14 protein-coding genes are annotated in these 15,628 nt (G+C 73.6%); 5 read left to right on the top strand and 9 right to left on the bottom strand.

Going from position 1 to position 15,628, the window contains the following annotated elements:
• Nucleotides 1-223: 223 nt before the first annotated feature.
• A complete protein-coding gene (locus tag O7607_RS20865; RefSeq protein WP_269704853.1) occupies nucleotides 224-946 on the top strand; it encodes a YoaK family protein in 723 nt (240 codons plus the stop codon).
• Nucleotides 947-949: 3 nt separating this feature from the next.
• Here O7607_RS20865 and proC read toward each other — a convergent pair whose 3' ends face one another.
• The 4 genes from proC to O7607_RS20845 form a co-directional block, all read right to left on the bottom strand.
• Nucleotides 950-1,768, bottom strand: a complete 819-nt coding sequence (proC, locus tag O7607_RS20860) for a pyrroline-5-carboxylate reductase (protein ID WP_269704852.1) — start codon at nucleotides 1,766-1,768, stop codon at nucleotides 950-952.
• A gap of 80 nt (nucleotides 1,769-1,848) precedes the next feature.
• Nucleotides 1,849-2,877, bottom strand: a complete 1,029-nt coding sequence (locus tag O7607_RS20855) for a 6-phosphofructokinase (protein ID WP_269707047.1) — start codon at nucleotides 2,875-2,877, stop codon at nucleotides 1,849-1,851.
• Nucleotides 2,878-3,055: 178 nt separating this feature from the next.
• Nucleotides 3,056-3,559, bottom strand: coding sequence for a pyridoxamine 5'-phosphate oxidase family protein (locus O7607_RS20850; protein WP_269704851.1), 504 nt, complete (start codon nucleotides 3,557-3,559; stop codon nucleotides 3,056-3,058).
• 58 nt (nucleotides 3,560-3,617) lie between these two features.
• Complete coding sequence (locus O7607_RS20845) at nucleotides 3,618-4,121, bottom strand: polyadenylate-specific 3'-exoribonuclease AS (protein ID WP_013287663.1); 504 nt, start codon at nucleotides 4,119-4,121, stop codon at nucleotides 3,618-3,620.
• A 246-nt stretch (nucleotides 4,122-4,367) separates the two neighbouring features.
• Here O7607_RS20845 and O7607_RS20840 point away from each other — a divergent pair, with 246 nt between their 5' ends.
• Nucleotides 4,368-5,060 (top strand): Crp/Fnr family transcriptional regulator, encoded by a 693-nt coding sequence (locus O7607_RS20840; protein ID WP_013287664.1) that lies wholly within the window; start codon nucleotides 4,368-4,370, stop codon nucleotides 5,058-5,060.
• A 77-nt stretch (nucleotides 5,061-5,137) separates the two neighbouring features.
• Here the strand turns inward: O7607_RS20840 and O7607_RS20835 are convergent, their stop codons facing one another.
• A complete protein-coding gene (locus tag O7607_RS20835; protein ID WP_269704850.1) occupies nucleotides 5,138-5,380 on the bottom strand; it encodes a hypothetical protein in 243 nt (80 codons plus the stop codon).
• Nucleotides 5,381-5,519: 139 nt separating this feature from the next.
• On the opposite strand from O7607_RS20835, the gene O7607_RS20830 reads away from it, so the two are divergent.
• Nucleotides 5,520-8,987, top strand: coding sequence for an ATP-binding protein (locus O7607_RS20830; protein ID WP_269707046.1), 3,468 nt, complete (start codon nucleotides 5,520-5,522; stop codon nucleotides 8,985-8,987).
• 3 nt (nucleotides 8,988-8,990) lie between these two features.
• Here the strand turns inward: O7607_RS20830 and O7607_RS20825 are convergent, their stop codons facing one another.
• On the bottom strand, nucleotides 8,991-9,686 hold the full coding sequence (locus O7607_RS20825; protein WP_269704849.1) for a lysophospholipid acyltransferase family protein: 696 nt from the start codon (nucleotides 9,684-9,686) through the stop codon (nucleotides 8,991-8,993).
• 185 nt (nucleotides 9,687-9,871) lie between these two features.
• Here O7607_RS20825 and O7607_RS20820 point away from each other — a divergent pair, with 185 nt between their 5' ends.
• Nucleotides 9,872-10,711 (top strand): DUF308 domain-containing protein, encoded by an 840-nt coding sequence (locus tag O7607_RS20820; protein ID WP_269704848.1) that lies wholly within the window; start codon nucleotides 9,872-9,874, stop codon nucleotides 10,709-10,711.
• 174 nt (nucleotides 10,712-10,885) lie between these two features.
• Entirely contained in the window at nucleotides 10,886-12,304 is a 1,419-nt protein-coding gene (locus tag O7607_RS20815) for an alpha,alpha-trehalose-phosphate synthase (UDP-forming) (protein ID WP_269704847.1), read from the top strand.
• Nucleotides 12,305-12,319: 15 nt separating this feature from the next.
• Here the strand turns inward: O7607_RS20815 and O7607_RS20810 are convergent, their stop codons facing one another.
• The 3 genes from O7607_RS20810 to O7607_RS20800 all read right to left on the bottom strand — a co-directional run bounded on the left by O7607_RS20810 (nucleotide 12,320) and on the right by O7607_RS20800 (nucleotide 15,628).
• The gene (locus O7607_RS20810; protein ID WP_269704846.1) at nucleotides 12,320-13,147 is read right to left on the bottom strand and encodes an alpha/beta hydrolase; all 828 of its coding nucleotides are present in this window, start codon (nucleotides 13,145-13,147) and stop codon (nucleotides 12,320-12,322) included.
• Nucleotides 13,144-14,550, bottom strand: coding sequence for a flavin-containing monooxygenase (locus tag O7607_RS20805; protein ID WP_269704845.1), 1,407 nt, complete (start codon nucleotides 14,548-14,550; stop codon nucleotides 13,144-13,146). The genes O7607_RS20810 and O7607_RS20805 overlap by 4 nt, the downstream gene beginning before the upstream one ends.
• A gap of 379 nt (nucleotides 14,551-14,929) precedes the next feature.
• Entirely contained in the window at nucleotides 14,930-15,628 is a 699-nt protein-coding gene (locus O7607_RS20800; protein ID WP_269704844.1) for an endonuclease/exonuclease/phosphatase family protein, read from the bottom strand.

Here is a 15,628-nt window from a genome sequence, read left to right as displayed (position 1 = left end):
TGCGCCGGTCGTAGTCGGCGACCCACATCTGCTGGATCTGCTCGAGCGGACGGCGCCACTGCGGGGACCGCAGTTCCCGCCGGATCGCCTCACGGCCGTGCAGGCTGCCATCGAAAGGGTTGAAAGCCCTACATACGCGACATATGGTAGGTTCGCCGCAGCGGTGCGACAGCGGAACGTCCGGACGCCGCCGGGGCTGCTCCTGCGGACGGACGGGGGAAGGGTGAACCGCTCGGCGCCGTACGGCTCCGCGGACTCCTACCGCGAGTTCCGCCACCCGCTCGCGGCACTCGTGCTCGCCGTCGTCACCGCCGGCGCGCTGGACGCCTTCGCGTTCCTGCGCTACGGCGCGTTCGTCGCCAACCAGTCCGGCAACGCCATCTTCCTCGGCATGGGACCGGCCGGCGGGCACGCCACATGGCCGGTCTCCGCCGCCTCGATCGTCGCGTTCGCCACCGCCGCCGGACTGGTCGCCCTGCTCCGCGGTCGCACCCGGCCGACCGTGGCGCCACTTGTCGACATCGCCGTCACCGAGGCCGCCATGGTCGCCTGGACGGTGCTCAACCTGGTGCTCCCGTACGGCCGGGACGGCACGGCGTCGCGGGTGCTGCTCGCCGCGGCCGGCGCGGTCGCCATGGGCAGCCTGACCACACTGGCGACCCGTACCGCGGGGATCGCGACGCCGATCACCTACCAGTCGGACACCACGACGAAGACCGGTGAGCGGGCCGCCCGCTGGCTGTTCGGCCCCACCGCCGGCCGGGGCCGGGCCCGGCGGGGCACCCTGCTCGGGCTGCTCGCCCTGGTCAGCTACAGCGTCGGCGGCGCGGTCGGCACGCTCGCCCAGCAACGGCCCCGCTGGGTGCCGCTGTGGGGGACGCTCGCCCTGGCCGTGCTCATCCTGCTGCTGCGGCGGCACCCGCGACCGGCGTCGCGGCCCGGCTGAACGTCAGTCGGCCTGAGCGGCGAGTTCCCGCGCCCGGTCCCGGGCCGCCTCCAGCGCCGCCAGCATGGCCGCCCGTACGCCGTGGTTCTCCAGCTCGCGGATCGCGGAGATGGTGGTGCCGGCCGGCGAGGTGACCGCCTCACGCAGCTTCACCGGGTGCTCGCCGGAGTCACGCAACATCACCGCCGAGCCGATCGCGGTCTGCACGATCAGCTCGTGCGCCACCTGGCGCGGCAGGCCGAGCAGGATGCCCGCGTCGATCATCGCCTCGACCAGCAGGTAGAAGTAGGCCGGGCCGGAGCCGGAGAGCGCGGTGACCGCGTCCTGCTGCGACTCGGGCACCCGCACCGTCGAGCCGAGCGGGGAGAACATCTCCTCGGCCAGAGCCAGGTGCTCGCCGGTGGCGTGCGCGCCCGCCGAGATGGCGCTCATCGCCTGGTCGACGAGCGCCGGGGTGTTGGTCATCACCCGGACCACGGGGGTGCCCTCTGGCAGCCGGCGGTTGAAGAACGCGGTCGGCAGGCCGGCGCAGAGCGAGATGACCAGCTTGTCGGCCGGCACCTTCGGGCCGATCTCGTCCAGCAGCGCGGCGGCGTCCTGCGGCTTGACCGACACGGCCAGCACCTCGGCCTCGGTCACGGCGGTCAGGTTGTCCACCACCCGTACGCCGTAGCGGTCGGCCAGTTCCTTCGCCCGGGCGGGCCGACGCGCGGTGGCGAGCAGCCGCTCCACCGGCCAGCCGGAACGCAGCAGCCCGGAGAGCATCAGCTCACCGATCTTGCCGGCGCCGATCACCGCGACCGTGTGCACCTGGCGTGCCATCAGCCGTACCCCTTCCCGGGTCACGTGGGCACGGGCGTGGCGGGCCGGGTCGCCGGCCCGCCACGCCCGTAGGCCGTCGATCAGCTACCGAAGAAGACTTCGGCCTCGGCGTACCGCTCCAGCGGCACGGTCTTCAGCTCGCGGGTGGCGTCGGCGAGCGGGACACGGACGATGTCCGTGCTCTGCATCGCGACCATCTTGCCCCAGTCGCCCTCGTTCGCGGCGTCGATCGCGTGGAGGCCGAGCCGCGTGGCCAGCACCCGGTCGAAAGCAGTCGGGGTGCCGCCGCGCTGGATGTGGCCGAGCACCACGGTGCGGGCCTCCTTGCCGGTCTTCGCCTCCAGCTGCTCGGCCAGCCACTGGCCGATGCCGCCGAGACGGACGTGACCGAACGCGTCCAGCTCCTGGTTGTGCAGCACCATCTGGCCGTCCAGCGGCTGGGCGCCCTCGGCGACCACGACGATCGGGGCGTACTGGTGCTGGAAGCGCTTCTCGACGTAGCCGGCGACCTGCTCGACGTCGAACTGCCGCTCCGGCAGCAGGATCACGTTGGCGCCACCGGCGAGGCCGGCGTGCAGGGCGATCCAGCCGGCGTGGCGGCCCATGACCTCGACCACGAGCGTGCGGTGGTGGCTCTCCGCGGTGGTGTGCAGCCGGTCGATCGCCTCCATGGCGATGTTGACGGCGGTGTCGAAGCCGAACGTGTAGTCCGTCGCACCGAGGTCGTTGTCGATCGTCTTCGGCACGCCGATGACGTTGACGCCCAGCTCGTGCAGCTTGGTCGCGACGCCGAGCGTGTCCTCGCCGCCGATCGCGATCAGGGCGTCCACGCCCTGGGCGGCGAGGTTGTCCTTGATCCGCTCCACGCCGTTCTCGATCTTGAACGGGTTGGTGCGGGACGAGCCGAGGATGGTGCCGCCGCGGGGCAGGATGCCGCGCACCTCGGGGATGCCCAGGGGCTTGGTCAGACCCTCCAGCGGGCCCTTCCAGCCGTCCCGGAAGCCCACGAACTCGTGACCGTAGGTGGCGACGCCCTTGCGGACCACCGCCCGAATCACCGCGTTGAGACCTGGGCAGTCGCCGCCGCCGGTGAGCACTCCGATACGCATGATCTGCTCATCCTCCTGGAGCATCAGGTGAAGCCCGGATAAGCCCCAGGATATGTGTCAGATCAGACCATCGGCGCCGTTGCCGGCCCGGGGCGGGCCGTCACTGCGCACTGTAGTCGGCGCAGGTGTACGCCGACACCGCACCCCGGGCCGTTCCGGACGGCGGACGGGCTACCCGTCAGTAGTCGACCTCGTGGTTCTCCCCCGCCTTCGGCGGCTTGCCGGTCACCGCCGCCTTGGCGAAGCCGAGCAGGTTGACCACGGTGCTGCCGGGCGAGTCCCAGTACTCCGCCGACCCGGCGTGCACCTTGATCAACGTGATCCCGGGCGTGTCCAGCCCGTCCGGGAACCACGCCTTCAGCAGCGGGTTCCACAGCTCCTTCGCCCGCTCGGGATCCCACTCCTCGGTGGCGGTGCCGGCGACCGACACCCAGGCGTGGTGGCGCTGGTCGGAGAAACCGACATTGACCTGCGGATTCACCCGGATCTGCCGGACCTTCGCCGAGTCGGCGTACGCGAAGAACCACAGGTCGCCGTCGAAATCGGCCTCCTGCAACCCCATCGGGCGGCTGATCAGACGGCCGTCCACGCCGGTCGTGGTGAGCAGGCAGATCCGGGCGTCCCGGATCAGCTCGGTGACCCGGCGGCGGGCATCCGCGGCGTTTGTCGGCTCATGGCTCATGGGGCACTCCTGTCTCGGATCGGCGTAGATGCCGCTCCGGTGCCCTGGGCGGAACCGGTCAAACCTCCCGCGCGGTCATCGCCCGCCACCGCGCCAGGTTGTGCCGCGCGTCGACGAGCGCGTCGTGCCGGTCGGCCTCGGCGTCCGGCAGCCGGGGGCGCCCCCGGTCGTCCCAGAGCTGGCGCAGCTCCTTGGTGAAGCGAGGGATCTCCCGGGGCAGCGCCGGCATCGCGCCCCAGAGCTGGGCCAGCACGACGTGGTCGTAGGCGGCGTACCAGGCCCACAGCTCCAACTGCTCGCCCGGCCGGTCCCGCACCGGCTCCAGCAGGAACTCGTGCAGGTCGTCGCGGATGCGCGCGCGGGAGCGCCACGCCCGGTCAGCAGGCGACGGGAGCTTGTCCAGCACGTTGCGCCGCACCCAGGGCACCGCCCGGGAGTCGTCGAACTCGGTGGAGACCGCGTAGAACTCGCGGCCGTACTCGTCGACGACGCCGATCGACACCAGGTCGACGATGCGGCCGTCCTCGATGAATTCGCAGTCGTAGAAATAGCGGTAGACCATCACCCCCATCCTCGCCCATCACCGGCACGGGCCGGTCGCCGGGGCGTCCGCCGAGGTCGGCGGCGTGCCGGCGGCGGCCGGGCATGGTCACGGAAGTGTTTCCGGGGGTGTACAGCACGCGACGAGAGCGTCATGATCTGATGTGTACCGCCGTCGGGCGCCGAACCGGTTGAGCTGCCTCGTACCGGGAATGACAGCTTCACCCGGTGTGCGAGTCGTGACTTCTGACCGGGGAGGGGTTGAGCCGTGGAGTCTCGCCTGCCGGAGCCGGGTGACGCGCTCACGGGTGTGGAGATGTTCGCCGGGCTGGAGCCGGAGGTGCGGCAACGTGTCATCGCCGCCGCCGTACCGCGCACCTACCGCAAGGGCCAGCTTCTCTTCGTCGAGAACGACCCCGGTGAGTCGCTGATCGTGCTGCGCCGTGGCGCGGTGGCGGTTTTCCGCACCGCACCGACCGGCGAACGCGCGGTGCTGTCGGTCATCCGACCCCCGGACGTGCTCGGCGAGGTGTCCCTGTTGGACGCCTCCACCCGCTCGGCGTCGGCCGAGGCGATCGAGGACTGCGCCGCGCTGGCGCTGTCCCGGCCCGCGTTCATGGAACTGGTGCACTCCAACCCGCGCATCCTGGACGCGGTGATGCGCTCCCTGGGCCAGCTGATCCGCCGGCTCACCGAGCAGAACGCCGACCACGTCTTCCTCGACCTGCCCGGCCGGGTGGCCAAGACGCTGGTCCGGCTGGCCGGCGAGAGCCAGGCCCCGATGATCACCATCGAGTTGAACCAGAGCCAGCTCGCCGAGATGGCGGGCGGTTCCCGGCAGAGCGTCAACCAGGCCATCGGCTCGTTCGCCAGCCGCGGCTGGCTGCGCACCGAAGGCCGCCGCATCGTGGTCACCGATGTGGCCGCGCTGCGCCGCCGGGCCGGCATGAACGACCGCTGACACGACGACGGCGGGGCCGGCGGTCGTCCCGCCGGCCCCCGCCGCGTTCGTCGTACGCCCGTTCGTCGTACGCCCGGTCAGTCGTTGTCGGTGTCGGCCGGGGGCGCGCTCGGGCCCGGGCCGATCTTCGACGGGTCGGTCTTCTTCGGCGGGGTCGTCGTGGTGGTCGTGGTCTCGGTCGATCCACTACCCGCGGGCTGCTCCACCATGCCTTTTTCCTCCAGTTCGGCGAGGGTTACGGCGTCCACGTCGACCGTGTCGCCGACGGCCCACACCGTCCCCCGTGGATCGGTCCATGCGGCGGACAGCCGGACGTGCACGGCAAACTCCCTGTCGACGGGACTTCCTGCTAGGGGAGACTAGACCCGGCCGAACAGCCGTGACGTCCCGCCGACCCGTCGGGTACCCGACTGCGCGGCCGCGCGGGACACTGGGGACCTCACGCGTACGGAGCCCGACATCGACCTCACCTGTGGACACTGCGCCCGGACCGCCGGGCCGGACGACCGTTTCTGCGGTGGGTGCGGTCGTCCGCTGGCGGCTGCCTGCCCTGGCTGCGGCCACGCCAACGACACCGGCGCCAACTTCTGCACGAACTGCGGTCAGCCGCTGCGCGACCACGCGGTCGCCGTGCAGGAGGACCGCCGCCAGGTGAGCGTGCTCTTCATCGACATCGTCGACTTCACGACATACGCCGAGCGGGCCGACCCGGAGCAGGCCCGTGGCCTGCAACAGGCGTACTTCGCCACCGTGCGCCGGCTGGTGCACCAGTACGGCGGCGTGGTGGAGAAGTACATCGGGGACGCCGTCATGGCGTTGTTCGGCGCGCCGGTGGCCACCGACAACGACGCGCTGCGCTGCGTACGCGCCGGGCTGGAGCTGCAACGCAGCCTGGCCCGGCAGCCGGCCGGCCCGCATCCGCCGCTCGGGTTCCGGGTCGGCATCGCCACCGGCGAGGCCCTGGTCGACCTGTCCGCGGCGCGCGACGGCGGCCAGGCGTTCGTCACCGGCGACGTGGTGAACACCGCCAGCCGGTTGCAGGGGCTCGCTCCGGTGGGCGGCGTGGTGGTCGACGAGAGCACCTGGGCGGCCACCCGGCGCGAGATGGAGTACGACGACCAGCCGCCGGTGACCCTGCGCGGCCGCTCGACGGTGAGCCGGATCTGGCTGGCCGTACGGGCGCGGCCCCGGCGCGACGGGCAGACCGCCGAGCTGACCCCGATGGTCGACCGGGACCACGAGCGGGGCCTGCTGGTCAGCGCGTTGCACCGCACGCTCACCGAGCGCACCTCGCAGCTGCTCACCGTCTTCGGCCCGGCCGGGGTGGGCAAGAGCCGGCTGCTGCGCGAACTGGCCCGGCACGCCGCCAGCCTGCCCGGCGCCCGGGTCACCTGGCTGACCGGCCAGTGCCCGCCGTTCGGCGAGAACGTCACCTACGCGGCGCTGGCGGACATCGTGCGGAGCTGGGCCGGGCTGACCGGCGCCGACGACCCGGCCACCGTCCGGGACCGGCTGCGCGAGCGACTGGGCCACCTCGCCGACCCGCACGCGGTACGGCTGGCCGAGGCGCTGGGCCCGCTGGTCGGCGTCTCCGGGGAACGGCTCACCTCGGCCGAGACCGAGGCGGCGTGGCGGCGTTTCCTGCTCACCCTGGCGGCGACCGGCCCCACGGTGCTCGTCTTCGAGGACATGCACTGGGCCGACGAGGCGATGCTGTCCTTCGTCGAGCAGCTCGGCGCGGCGGCCCGCAACGTGCCGCTGCTCGTCGTCGCCACCGCCCGGCCGGAGCTGCGGGAGCGGCACCCCGCCTGGACCGGCACGATCAGCGGGGCGATGTCCATCTCGGTGCCGCCGATGCACGACGGGGACATCGACACGCTCTACTCGCTGCTGCTCGGCCAGGCCACGCTGCCGCAGGAGGCGCGCGCGCCGCTCATCGAGTTCGCCGACGGCAACCCGCTCTACGCCCAGGAGTACGCGCGGATGCTGCTCGACGGCGGGCTGGCCGAGCGGACCGCCGCGCTCGCGCTCGTCGACCCGGTCGGCACCGCCGGGATGCCACGTACCGTGCAGGCGGTCATCGCCAACCGGCTGGACCTGCTCGATCCGGCCGACCGGGCGGTGCTCCAGGCCGCCTCGGTGGTCGGCGTGCAGTTCTGGGCGGCGCCGGTGGCGCTGGCGCTGGGCCGCCCGACGGAGTGGGTCGAGCGCGCGCTGCACCACCTCCAGCGGCGCGACCTGGTCTACGAGCTGCCCGTCTCGGCCATGCCCGGCCAGGCGGAGTACCGGTTCCGGCACGTCCTGGTCCGGGACGTCTGCTATCAGCGGCTGCCCCGCGCCGAGCGGGTCGTCCGGCACCAGCGCACCGCCGACTGGCTGGAGCAGCTCGCCGACGGCCGGCTGCACGACCTGGCCGAGGTGCTGGCCAACCACAGGTGGGCGGCGCACGAGATCGCCCGTACGGTCGGGCTGGACCAGGCCCCGCAGGCGGCGGCGACCCGGTCCGCGCTGCACCGGGCCGCGCGCCGGGCGTACGACCTGCACGCGCTGGACACGGCGGCCACGCTCGTGGAGCGCGCGCTGAGCGTGGAGTGCGGGCCGGACCCGGCACTCGAGCTGTTCCAGGCCGAGCTGGCGTTCTACCGGGACCGCGACGGTTTCCTGGACGGCGGCGGCACGGCGCTGCTCACCGCGCTCGCCGACCGGCTGGCCGACGTCGGTGACCGGCCCGGCGCGGCGAAGGCGTGGCGGCTGCTGGCCACGGCGGCCTTCGCCCGGGCCGACCGCTCGGAGCTGATGCGCTGCCTGGACCGGGCGATCGGGCTGCACGCCACGCTGCCGGACAGCGAGGACAAGGTGGGGGTGCTGCTGGAGCTGGCCCGGGCGCACATGCTCGACGCGGAGACCGAGCCGGCGTGCGCGGCCGCCCGCACCGCCGCCGAGCTGGCCGAGCGGCTGGGGCTGCGCGAGGCCCGGGCGAACGCGCGCATCACGCTCGCGGTGGTCCGCTACCAGGCCGGCGCCGAGGAGGCGTACGCCGAGCTGGCCGAGGTGACCGAGGAGTGCCGGGTGGAGCGGCTGACCGGCCGCCGCCGGGCGGTGCACAACCTGGCCTGGGTGCTTCAGGAGGAGGGCGACCTGGCCGGCTCGGCCCGGCTGGTCGACGAGCAGCGGTCGCTGGACCTGGCCGGCGAGCACGCCCTGACGGTGAGCTTCAGCGACCAGTGGACCCGGTCGTACTACAGCGGGGACTGGACGGCGGCGCTGCGGATGGCCGAGGGGTCGACCCGGCGCCCGACCGACGAGTGGGACATGCACGTCGTGGCCGTGTCCGGCTGGATCCGGGCGCTCGGCGACGATCCGGCCGACCCGGGGACCGGCGAGGACCTGGTGGACCAGGCGCTCGTCGCGGCCCGGCGCAGCGGCTTCCAGCGGGTGCTGCGCTCGACGCTGGCGCACGCCGCGCTCTGCCGCGCGGTGCAGGGGCGCCGGGACGAGGCGATCGCGCTGCTGACCGAGCTGGACGAGGACTGGCGCCAGACCCGGATGATCCCGTTCGCCGAGTGGGTGCCCGCGGTGGGTCACGTCGCCGCGCTGCTCGGTGACGACGCCGCGGTGCTGGTGCGCGACCTGCTGGCCCGGTCGCCACGGGTGACCCGCTGGGCGCGGGCGGCCGGCCGGTCCGCCGAGGCGGCGCTGGCCCGGCGCGACGGAGACGCCGCGCGGGCGGGCCGGTTGCTCACCGAGGCCGCCGAGGGGTACGCGGAGATGACCGACGTCACCGACCAGATGATCGCGTCCGCGCTGGCGGTCGGGCCGCTGACCGAGGCGGACCCGCCAGCCGCGGCGGCGACGCTGGCCCGGGTACGCGAGTTCGCCGGCCGGCACACCGCCGGTGGGCTGCTGCGGATCGCCGGGGCGGGCTGAGGGTCAGGCCGGGACCGGCTGCCGCGTCGCGGCGCTCTTGGCCTTCTGGGCGTACGTGTCGACGTACTCGCGGCCGGACAGCTCCATCAGCTCGTACATGATCTCGTCGGTGACCGCCCGTTCGACGAACCGGTCGCCGGCCATCCCCGCGTAGCGGGAGAAGTCCAGCGGCGGCCCGAAGCGGATCCGCACCCGGCCCAGGTTCGGGATGATCTGGCCGGTGGGCTGGATGGCGTCGGAGTTGAGCATCGCCATCGGGACGACCGGGGCGCCGCTCTCCAGGGCCAGCCGCGCCACGCCGGTCTTGCCCCGGTAGAGGCGGCCGTCCGGCGAGCGGGTGCCCTCCGGGTAGATGCCGGCGATGCCACCGGCGCGCAGCACCGAGAGCTGGGTGTCGAGGGCGGCGCGGGCGGCCCGGCCGCCGGAGCGGTCGACCGGGATGGTGCCGGAGCCGACGAAGAACATCTTGGTGAGGCGGCCCTTGAGTCCCTTACCGGTGAAGTATTCGGCTTTCGCGATGAAGGTGACTTTTCGCTTGACGATCAGCGGCGTGAAGATCGAATCCGAGAAGGAGAGGTGGTTGCTGGCCAGGATCACCGGGCCGGTGGACGGAACGTGCTCCAGCCCTTCGACCTGCGGGCGGAAGATCAACCGCAGCAGCGGGCCGAGAACGACGTACTTCAGCAGCCAGTACAGCACCGGCGTCCTTCCCGTGTCGGTGGCGGCGGACGGGTCGCCGCGTGGCCCCGCGGGCGCCGGCGGCGGCCGCGGAGTCCGGGATGAGGGTACGAACGACGAGCGGCACGCCACAACGCACTCCCGGAACCGGGTGCCGACGTGTCACGATTCAGGGCACGGGCAGGGAACGGCGAAGGGGGTGTCCGTTGTCAGGGGGCGGGCCCCGTCGGGGACGACGGGACAACGGGCTCGACGCGGCCGAGTACGCGGTCGCGGGCGACGTCGATCCACGCGTCGGCGAGCACCTGCTCGACGTGCTCGCCGCCGGTGGCATCGCGGCCTACCTGCAGCCCTCGGCCGACCTGAACCCGGTGACCCGCACCACCACCGTCCCGGCCCGCCCGGTCGACCGGCTCTACGTCGACAGGTCGCACCTGACCACCGCGCGGGACTACCTCACCCAGCTCGCCGACGAGGGCGCGGGCGACTCGCCGCGCGCCGACGAGCCGGACATCGAAGCGGAGTGGGCGAAGATCGTCGCCGGCTTCCACACCGCGCCGAGCGCCGGCAGCCACCCCTGGCCCGCCGCCGAGGACGTGGACGACCCGCCCGCTCCGGGCACCGCCGCCGGCAGCCGGGCCGAGGAGCCCGCCGGGCCGACCGCCACCGACGTGCGCCGGCTGCCGTACGCCGCCGACGTCTCCGGTGTCTCGCTCAGCCGCGACCGGCACGACGAGCCCTCGCTGCTCGACGGCCTGGACACGTTCGGCGCGAACCTGCCCGACGAGGCCTCGGACGAGGAGCACTACACCCCGCCTCCGCCGCCCCCGCTGCCCCGCTTCTCCAAGTACGCGGTGCTCGGCGTGGCCTGCATCGTGCTCGGCTTCCTGCTGTTCCTCTCCCCCACCGTGGTGTCGCTCGTCGACCCGTCGGTGGTCACCCTGCTCGGCTTCACCGGCATCCTGGCCGGCTTCGTGATGCTGATCTGGCGGCTGCGTCCGGGTGACCGGGACGACCACGACCCGGACGACGGCGCGGTCGTCTGACCTCGCGCCGCCGGGCCCTGCCCGGATGCCGGGACACCGCCCGCCCTGGGCCGGGGCGTAACAAGCGTGTAACTTACAGTCAGTAGGAATAGGCTGAACGTCACGTCCCGCACCGGCTGTCCGGCTTGCGTCTCCTTCCGGGTCGCCGGTCCCCTGCTGAGCGGATTGCCCGAGATGCGACAGAGCCCCCTCGTGGTGGTGGCCAACCGCCTCCCCATCGACGACAGCGTGGCGCCCGACGGCGCCTTCGAGTGGCGCCGCAGCCCCGGCGGCCTGGTGAGCGCCCTGCACCCACTGCTGCGGCAGACACCCGCGACCTGGGTGGGCTGGGCCGGCGGCACCGGCCCCGCGCCCGAGCTGCCGGACGTGGACGGCGTGCGCATGCACACCGTGCCGCTGAGCGCCGAGGACTTCCGCGACCACTACGAGGGCTTCGCCAACGCCACCCTCTGGCCGCTCTACCACGACGCCGTCGAGCAGCCGGAGTACCACCGCCGCTGGTGGGAGGCGTACCAGCGGGTCAACCAGCGGTTCGCCGAGGCCGCGGCCCAGGTGGCCGAGCCGGGCGGCCTGGTCTGGGTGCAGGACTACCACCTGCAGCTGGTGCCCGGCCTGCTCCGCGAGTTGCGCCCCGACCTGCGGATCGGGTTCTTCCTGCACGTGCCGTTCCCGCCGCCGGAACTGTTCATGCAGTTGCCCCGCCGCGCCGAACTGCTGCGCGGCATGCTCGGCGCCGACCTGGTGGGTTTCCAGCGGGCCCAGGCCGCGCACAACTTCGCCCAGCTCGCCACCAAGGTGCTCGGCCTGCCCGCCACCGACCGGCGGATCGGCGTGGACGGCCGGGTGGTCCGCATCGGCGCCTTCCCGGTCGCCATCGACACCGCCGAGGTGTCCGCGCTCGCCGCCCGCCCCGAGGTCGCCGAACGGGCCCGCCGGCTGCGGCAGGATCTCGGCCGGCCGGAGCACGTGATCCTCAGCGTCGACCGGATGGACTACACGAAGGGCATCGAGCAGCGCCTCAAGGCGTACCGCGAGCTGCTCGCGAACGGCGACATCAAGGTCCGCGACACCGTGCTGGTCCAGGTGGCGGTGCCCAGCCGCGACCGGGTGGCGCAGTACCAGATCCTGCGCGACCGGGTGGAGCACCAGGTCGGCCGGATCAACGGCGAGTTCGGCCGGGTCGGCGAGCCCGCGATCCACTACCTCACCCAGCCGTTCGACCGCGCCGAACTGGTGGCGCTCTACCGCGTCGCGGACGTGATGGCGGTGACGCCGCTGCGCGACGGCATGAACCTGGTCGCGAAGGAGTACGTGGCGGCCCGGGTCGACGGCACCGGCGCGCTGCTGCTGAGCGAGTTCGCCGGCGCCGCCTCCGAGCTGGAGCAGGCGTACCTGGTCAACCCGCACGACCTGGACGGCCTCAAGCAGGGGTTGCTGGCCGCGCTGCGCGCCGGCCCGGAGGACGTCGAGGCCCGGATGCGTGCGATGCGCGAACACCTGGCCCACAACGACATCCACGCCTGGGCGGCGTCCTATCTCAGCGCCCTGGAGGAGAGCGGAACACTCGTCGGCCGCCGCCCCGCCGCCCGGTGAGCCGGGCCCCGGCGCTCACCCGAGGGCGGGCGCCGGGTCCTTGTCCAGCCAGTCCAGGATCGCGTCGATCGGCTCGCGCCAGCGCGCGTCGAGCATCAGGTCGTGCCCCATGCCGGGGAACAGCAGCGGCGCCGAGGCGTACCGCCGGGCGGCCCTGGTCAGCGCCGTCGCCGGTAGCACCCGGTCGTCCGGGCTGCCGAGCACCAGCACCGGCGGGCGGCCCACCGCCGGCTCCGGGGACCGGCCGGTCAGCAGCTGCCACTGCGCCCGCCGCCCGGCCCGGCCCAGCCGGGCCAGGTGCCGCCGCGCGTCGGCGTCCGGCAGCTCCGCGCTGAACAACTGCCGCCGGTTGAGCCGCAGCCCGGCGCCGAAGACCGCCGGCACCGTACCGACCGGGTTGCGCCGCAACGCCGTGCCGAACGTCGCCCAGCCGCCGAGCACCGGCGCCACCAGCACCGCGGCCCGCGCCGGGTAGCGGGCCAGCGCGTGCGCCACGACCCGGGCGCCGGCGCCGTGCCCCACCAGCACCGCCTGCCGCGGCAGGCTCGCCGCCACCTGCGTCACGTCATGGGTGTACGACCGCAGCGTCGCCTCGGGCGCCGGCTCGCTGCCGCCGTGCCCGCGCAGGCTCAGCGCGTACGCCGGGAAGCCGCGACCGGCGGCGTGCCCCAGCCAGTGCTCGGCGAACGCCCACGCCCCGTGCCCGAAGCCGGGCACGAACAGCAGCGGCGGCTTCGCCTCCTCCCGCTCCGGTACGGCGGCGAGCACCTCGCGGCGGGCTGGCCGCTCGGGCCGGGCCCACTCCCAGGACCGGACCACCCGCACCCGCTGGGCCGCCGTCATTTACCCTCCTCCAGCTCGTGCAGCGCCCGCTGGAGCGCGCGCAGGTAGTCGGCGTGGCCGACCTCGAACCAGTGCCGGGTGCTGTCCTTGACCTTCGCCGAGTACCGCTCCCCGAGGCCGGCCCGGACCTTGCGGTCGAACGCGGCGGCCCGCTCCGGCCGGGTGGCGCGCAGCGTGAGCAGCCGGGCGAACAGCACGCTCTGCCAGTGCGAGATCGGGAAGATGCCGGAGTCCGGCTGCACCAGGCCGACCACGGCGAGCGTGGGGTGACCGGCGGTGAACGCGTTGAGCCACAGCCGGGGGCGTCCGGAGCCGTCCTCGTCGCCGAGCACCTGGCCCTTGAGGAACTCGAAGCGCGGCAGGTAGCCGGTGGCGAAGACGACAAGCTCCGGGTCGACCCGGCGGCCGTCGGTCAGCTCCACCGCGCGGTCGTCGAACCGGGCCACGTCCGGCACCGGGGTGATCTCGCCGTGGCCGACGTAGTAGACGAGCTGGCTGTTGGCGATCGGATGCGTCTCGTAGACGCGGTGGTCCGGCTTGGGCATGCCGAACCGGGTCAGGTCGCCGACGGTCAGCCGCAGCGTCCAGTGGTAGAGCCACTGCCGCACCCGCAGCGGCACCCGCAGCGCCAGCAGCGTGTCGTTGACCTGGTCGGCGGGACGGCCGAGGACGTACTTCGGGGCGTACCAGTAGCCGCGGCGGGTCGAGTGCCAGCAGTGCGACGCCTGCTGCGCCGCCTCGACCGCGATGTCGCAACCGGTGTTGCCGGCGCCGACCACGAGCACCCGCTTGCCCCGCAGCTGAGCCGGGTCCTTGTAGGACGAGGCGTGCATGACCTCGCCCCGGAACTCCTCCAGCCCTTCGTAGCGGGGCAGCTTGGGCGACCAGTTGTGGCCGTTGGCGAGCACCACGGCGGCGTACCTCGAGGTGCGTTCGGGGCCGTAGCCGCCGGTGCTGCGCGTGGTCACGTCCCAGCGGTCCCCCTCGACCGGCTCGACGCGGACCACCTCGGTGCCGAACCAGATGTGCTGGCGCAGGTCGAAGTGGTCGGCGTACCGCTCGAAGTAGGACAGCAGCTGGCTGTGGTGCGGGTAGTCCGGCCAGTCGTCCGGCATCGGGAAGTCGGGGAACTGGGTGAACGGCCGGGACGAGATCAGGTGCGTGCTGCCGTACACGGGGCTGCGGTCGTGCCGCCAGTTCCAGGCGCCGCCGACGCCCGTCTCCCGCTCGTAGCAGTCGACGCCGAAGCCGGCTTCGCGCAGGTTCTTCACGGCGGTGAGGCCGCTGGCGCCGGCGCCGATGACGCAGACCGTGTCACCCCGGTCGGAGACCGGGCGGTCGTCGCGGATCGGGACGTCCGTCCGGTCCGGATCGGGGCGGCCGGGGTCGGTGGAGGAGGACACCGGGAATTCTCCTTTGTGCGGCACGCGTGCCGGGTCGGAGCGAAATCCTGCCGAGAATGCCCGCCGTTGTCCAGCCACCGGATCCGGCGCCGCCCACCCACCCGGCTGCCCTGACACAGCGTCACCGACCCGCCGGTCACCGAGCGTGAGTGGGCCGGCCGCGCCGGAGGCGTACCCTCGTTCGCCCTTTGCTCTGCCGCCACGGACGCAGCACCGCCGCGAGCTGCGCTGATGTCTCGCGGCCGTCCGGCCGGGACGCGGCCTGCCGGTCACGGCGGGTAGCTGGTGCGGATATGGCGGCAGAGCAAAGGCGGCGACCCGGTTGTCGGCCGGCCGCCGGGCACCTGACCGTGCGTCACGCCCCGGCGGTCCGCGCCGGTCAGGCGGTGGGCAGCATCAGGTCGACCAGGACCGGGAAGTGGTCGCTGGCCCGCCGGGCCGCCGGGGTGTCCACCACGTCGTAGTCGACCACAGTGATCCGGGGGTCGACGAACAGCGCGTCGATCCGGCGGCGCGGGTCGGCGCAGGAGTACGTGTGCCGGTCGGCCCGGTCGGCGGCGAGCGCCGTGTCGGTCAGCCCCTCGGCGAGCGTCTGCCAGGCCGGGCCGTCCGGGCCCTCGTTGAGGTCCGCGCCGGCCACCACAGGCAGCGTGGACGCGGCCAGTTCCCGCTTGAACGCCGCCGCCTGCGCCGGCCGCTCGGCCGGGTCGGTGGACAGGTGCGAACCGGCCAGCAGCACCTCGACGCCGCCGACCCGGCACCGCGCGTACGCGGCGCCGCGCATGTGCCGGCCCGGCGTCAGCGGGTACCGCTGGCAACTGGTGTCGGTGACCCGCACCCGCAGGCTGGTCAGCAGCACGTTTCCGAGCGACGGCAGGCCACCGGCGGCCACCACCATGCCGAACGACTCGGCCAGCGCGGCGCACTTCTGCCGCCACCGGAACCGGCGCGGTCCCTCTTGGACGATCACCACGTCCGGTGCCACCGCGCGGACCACCTCGGCCAGCGCGGCGGTGTCGTCGCGCTGGCTGTGGATGTTGTACGACACGACGCGCAGCGGCACACCCGAATCCGTCAT

It is taken from the genome of Micromonospora sp. WMMA1949 (assembly GCF_027460145.1).
Lineage (GTDB): Bacteria > Actinomycetota > Actinomycetes > Mycobacteriales > Micromonosporaceae > Micromonospora.
Note: the sequence above shows the minus strand (reverse complement) of the source record. Positions and strands in the feature narration are given on the sequence as shown.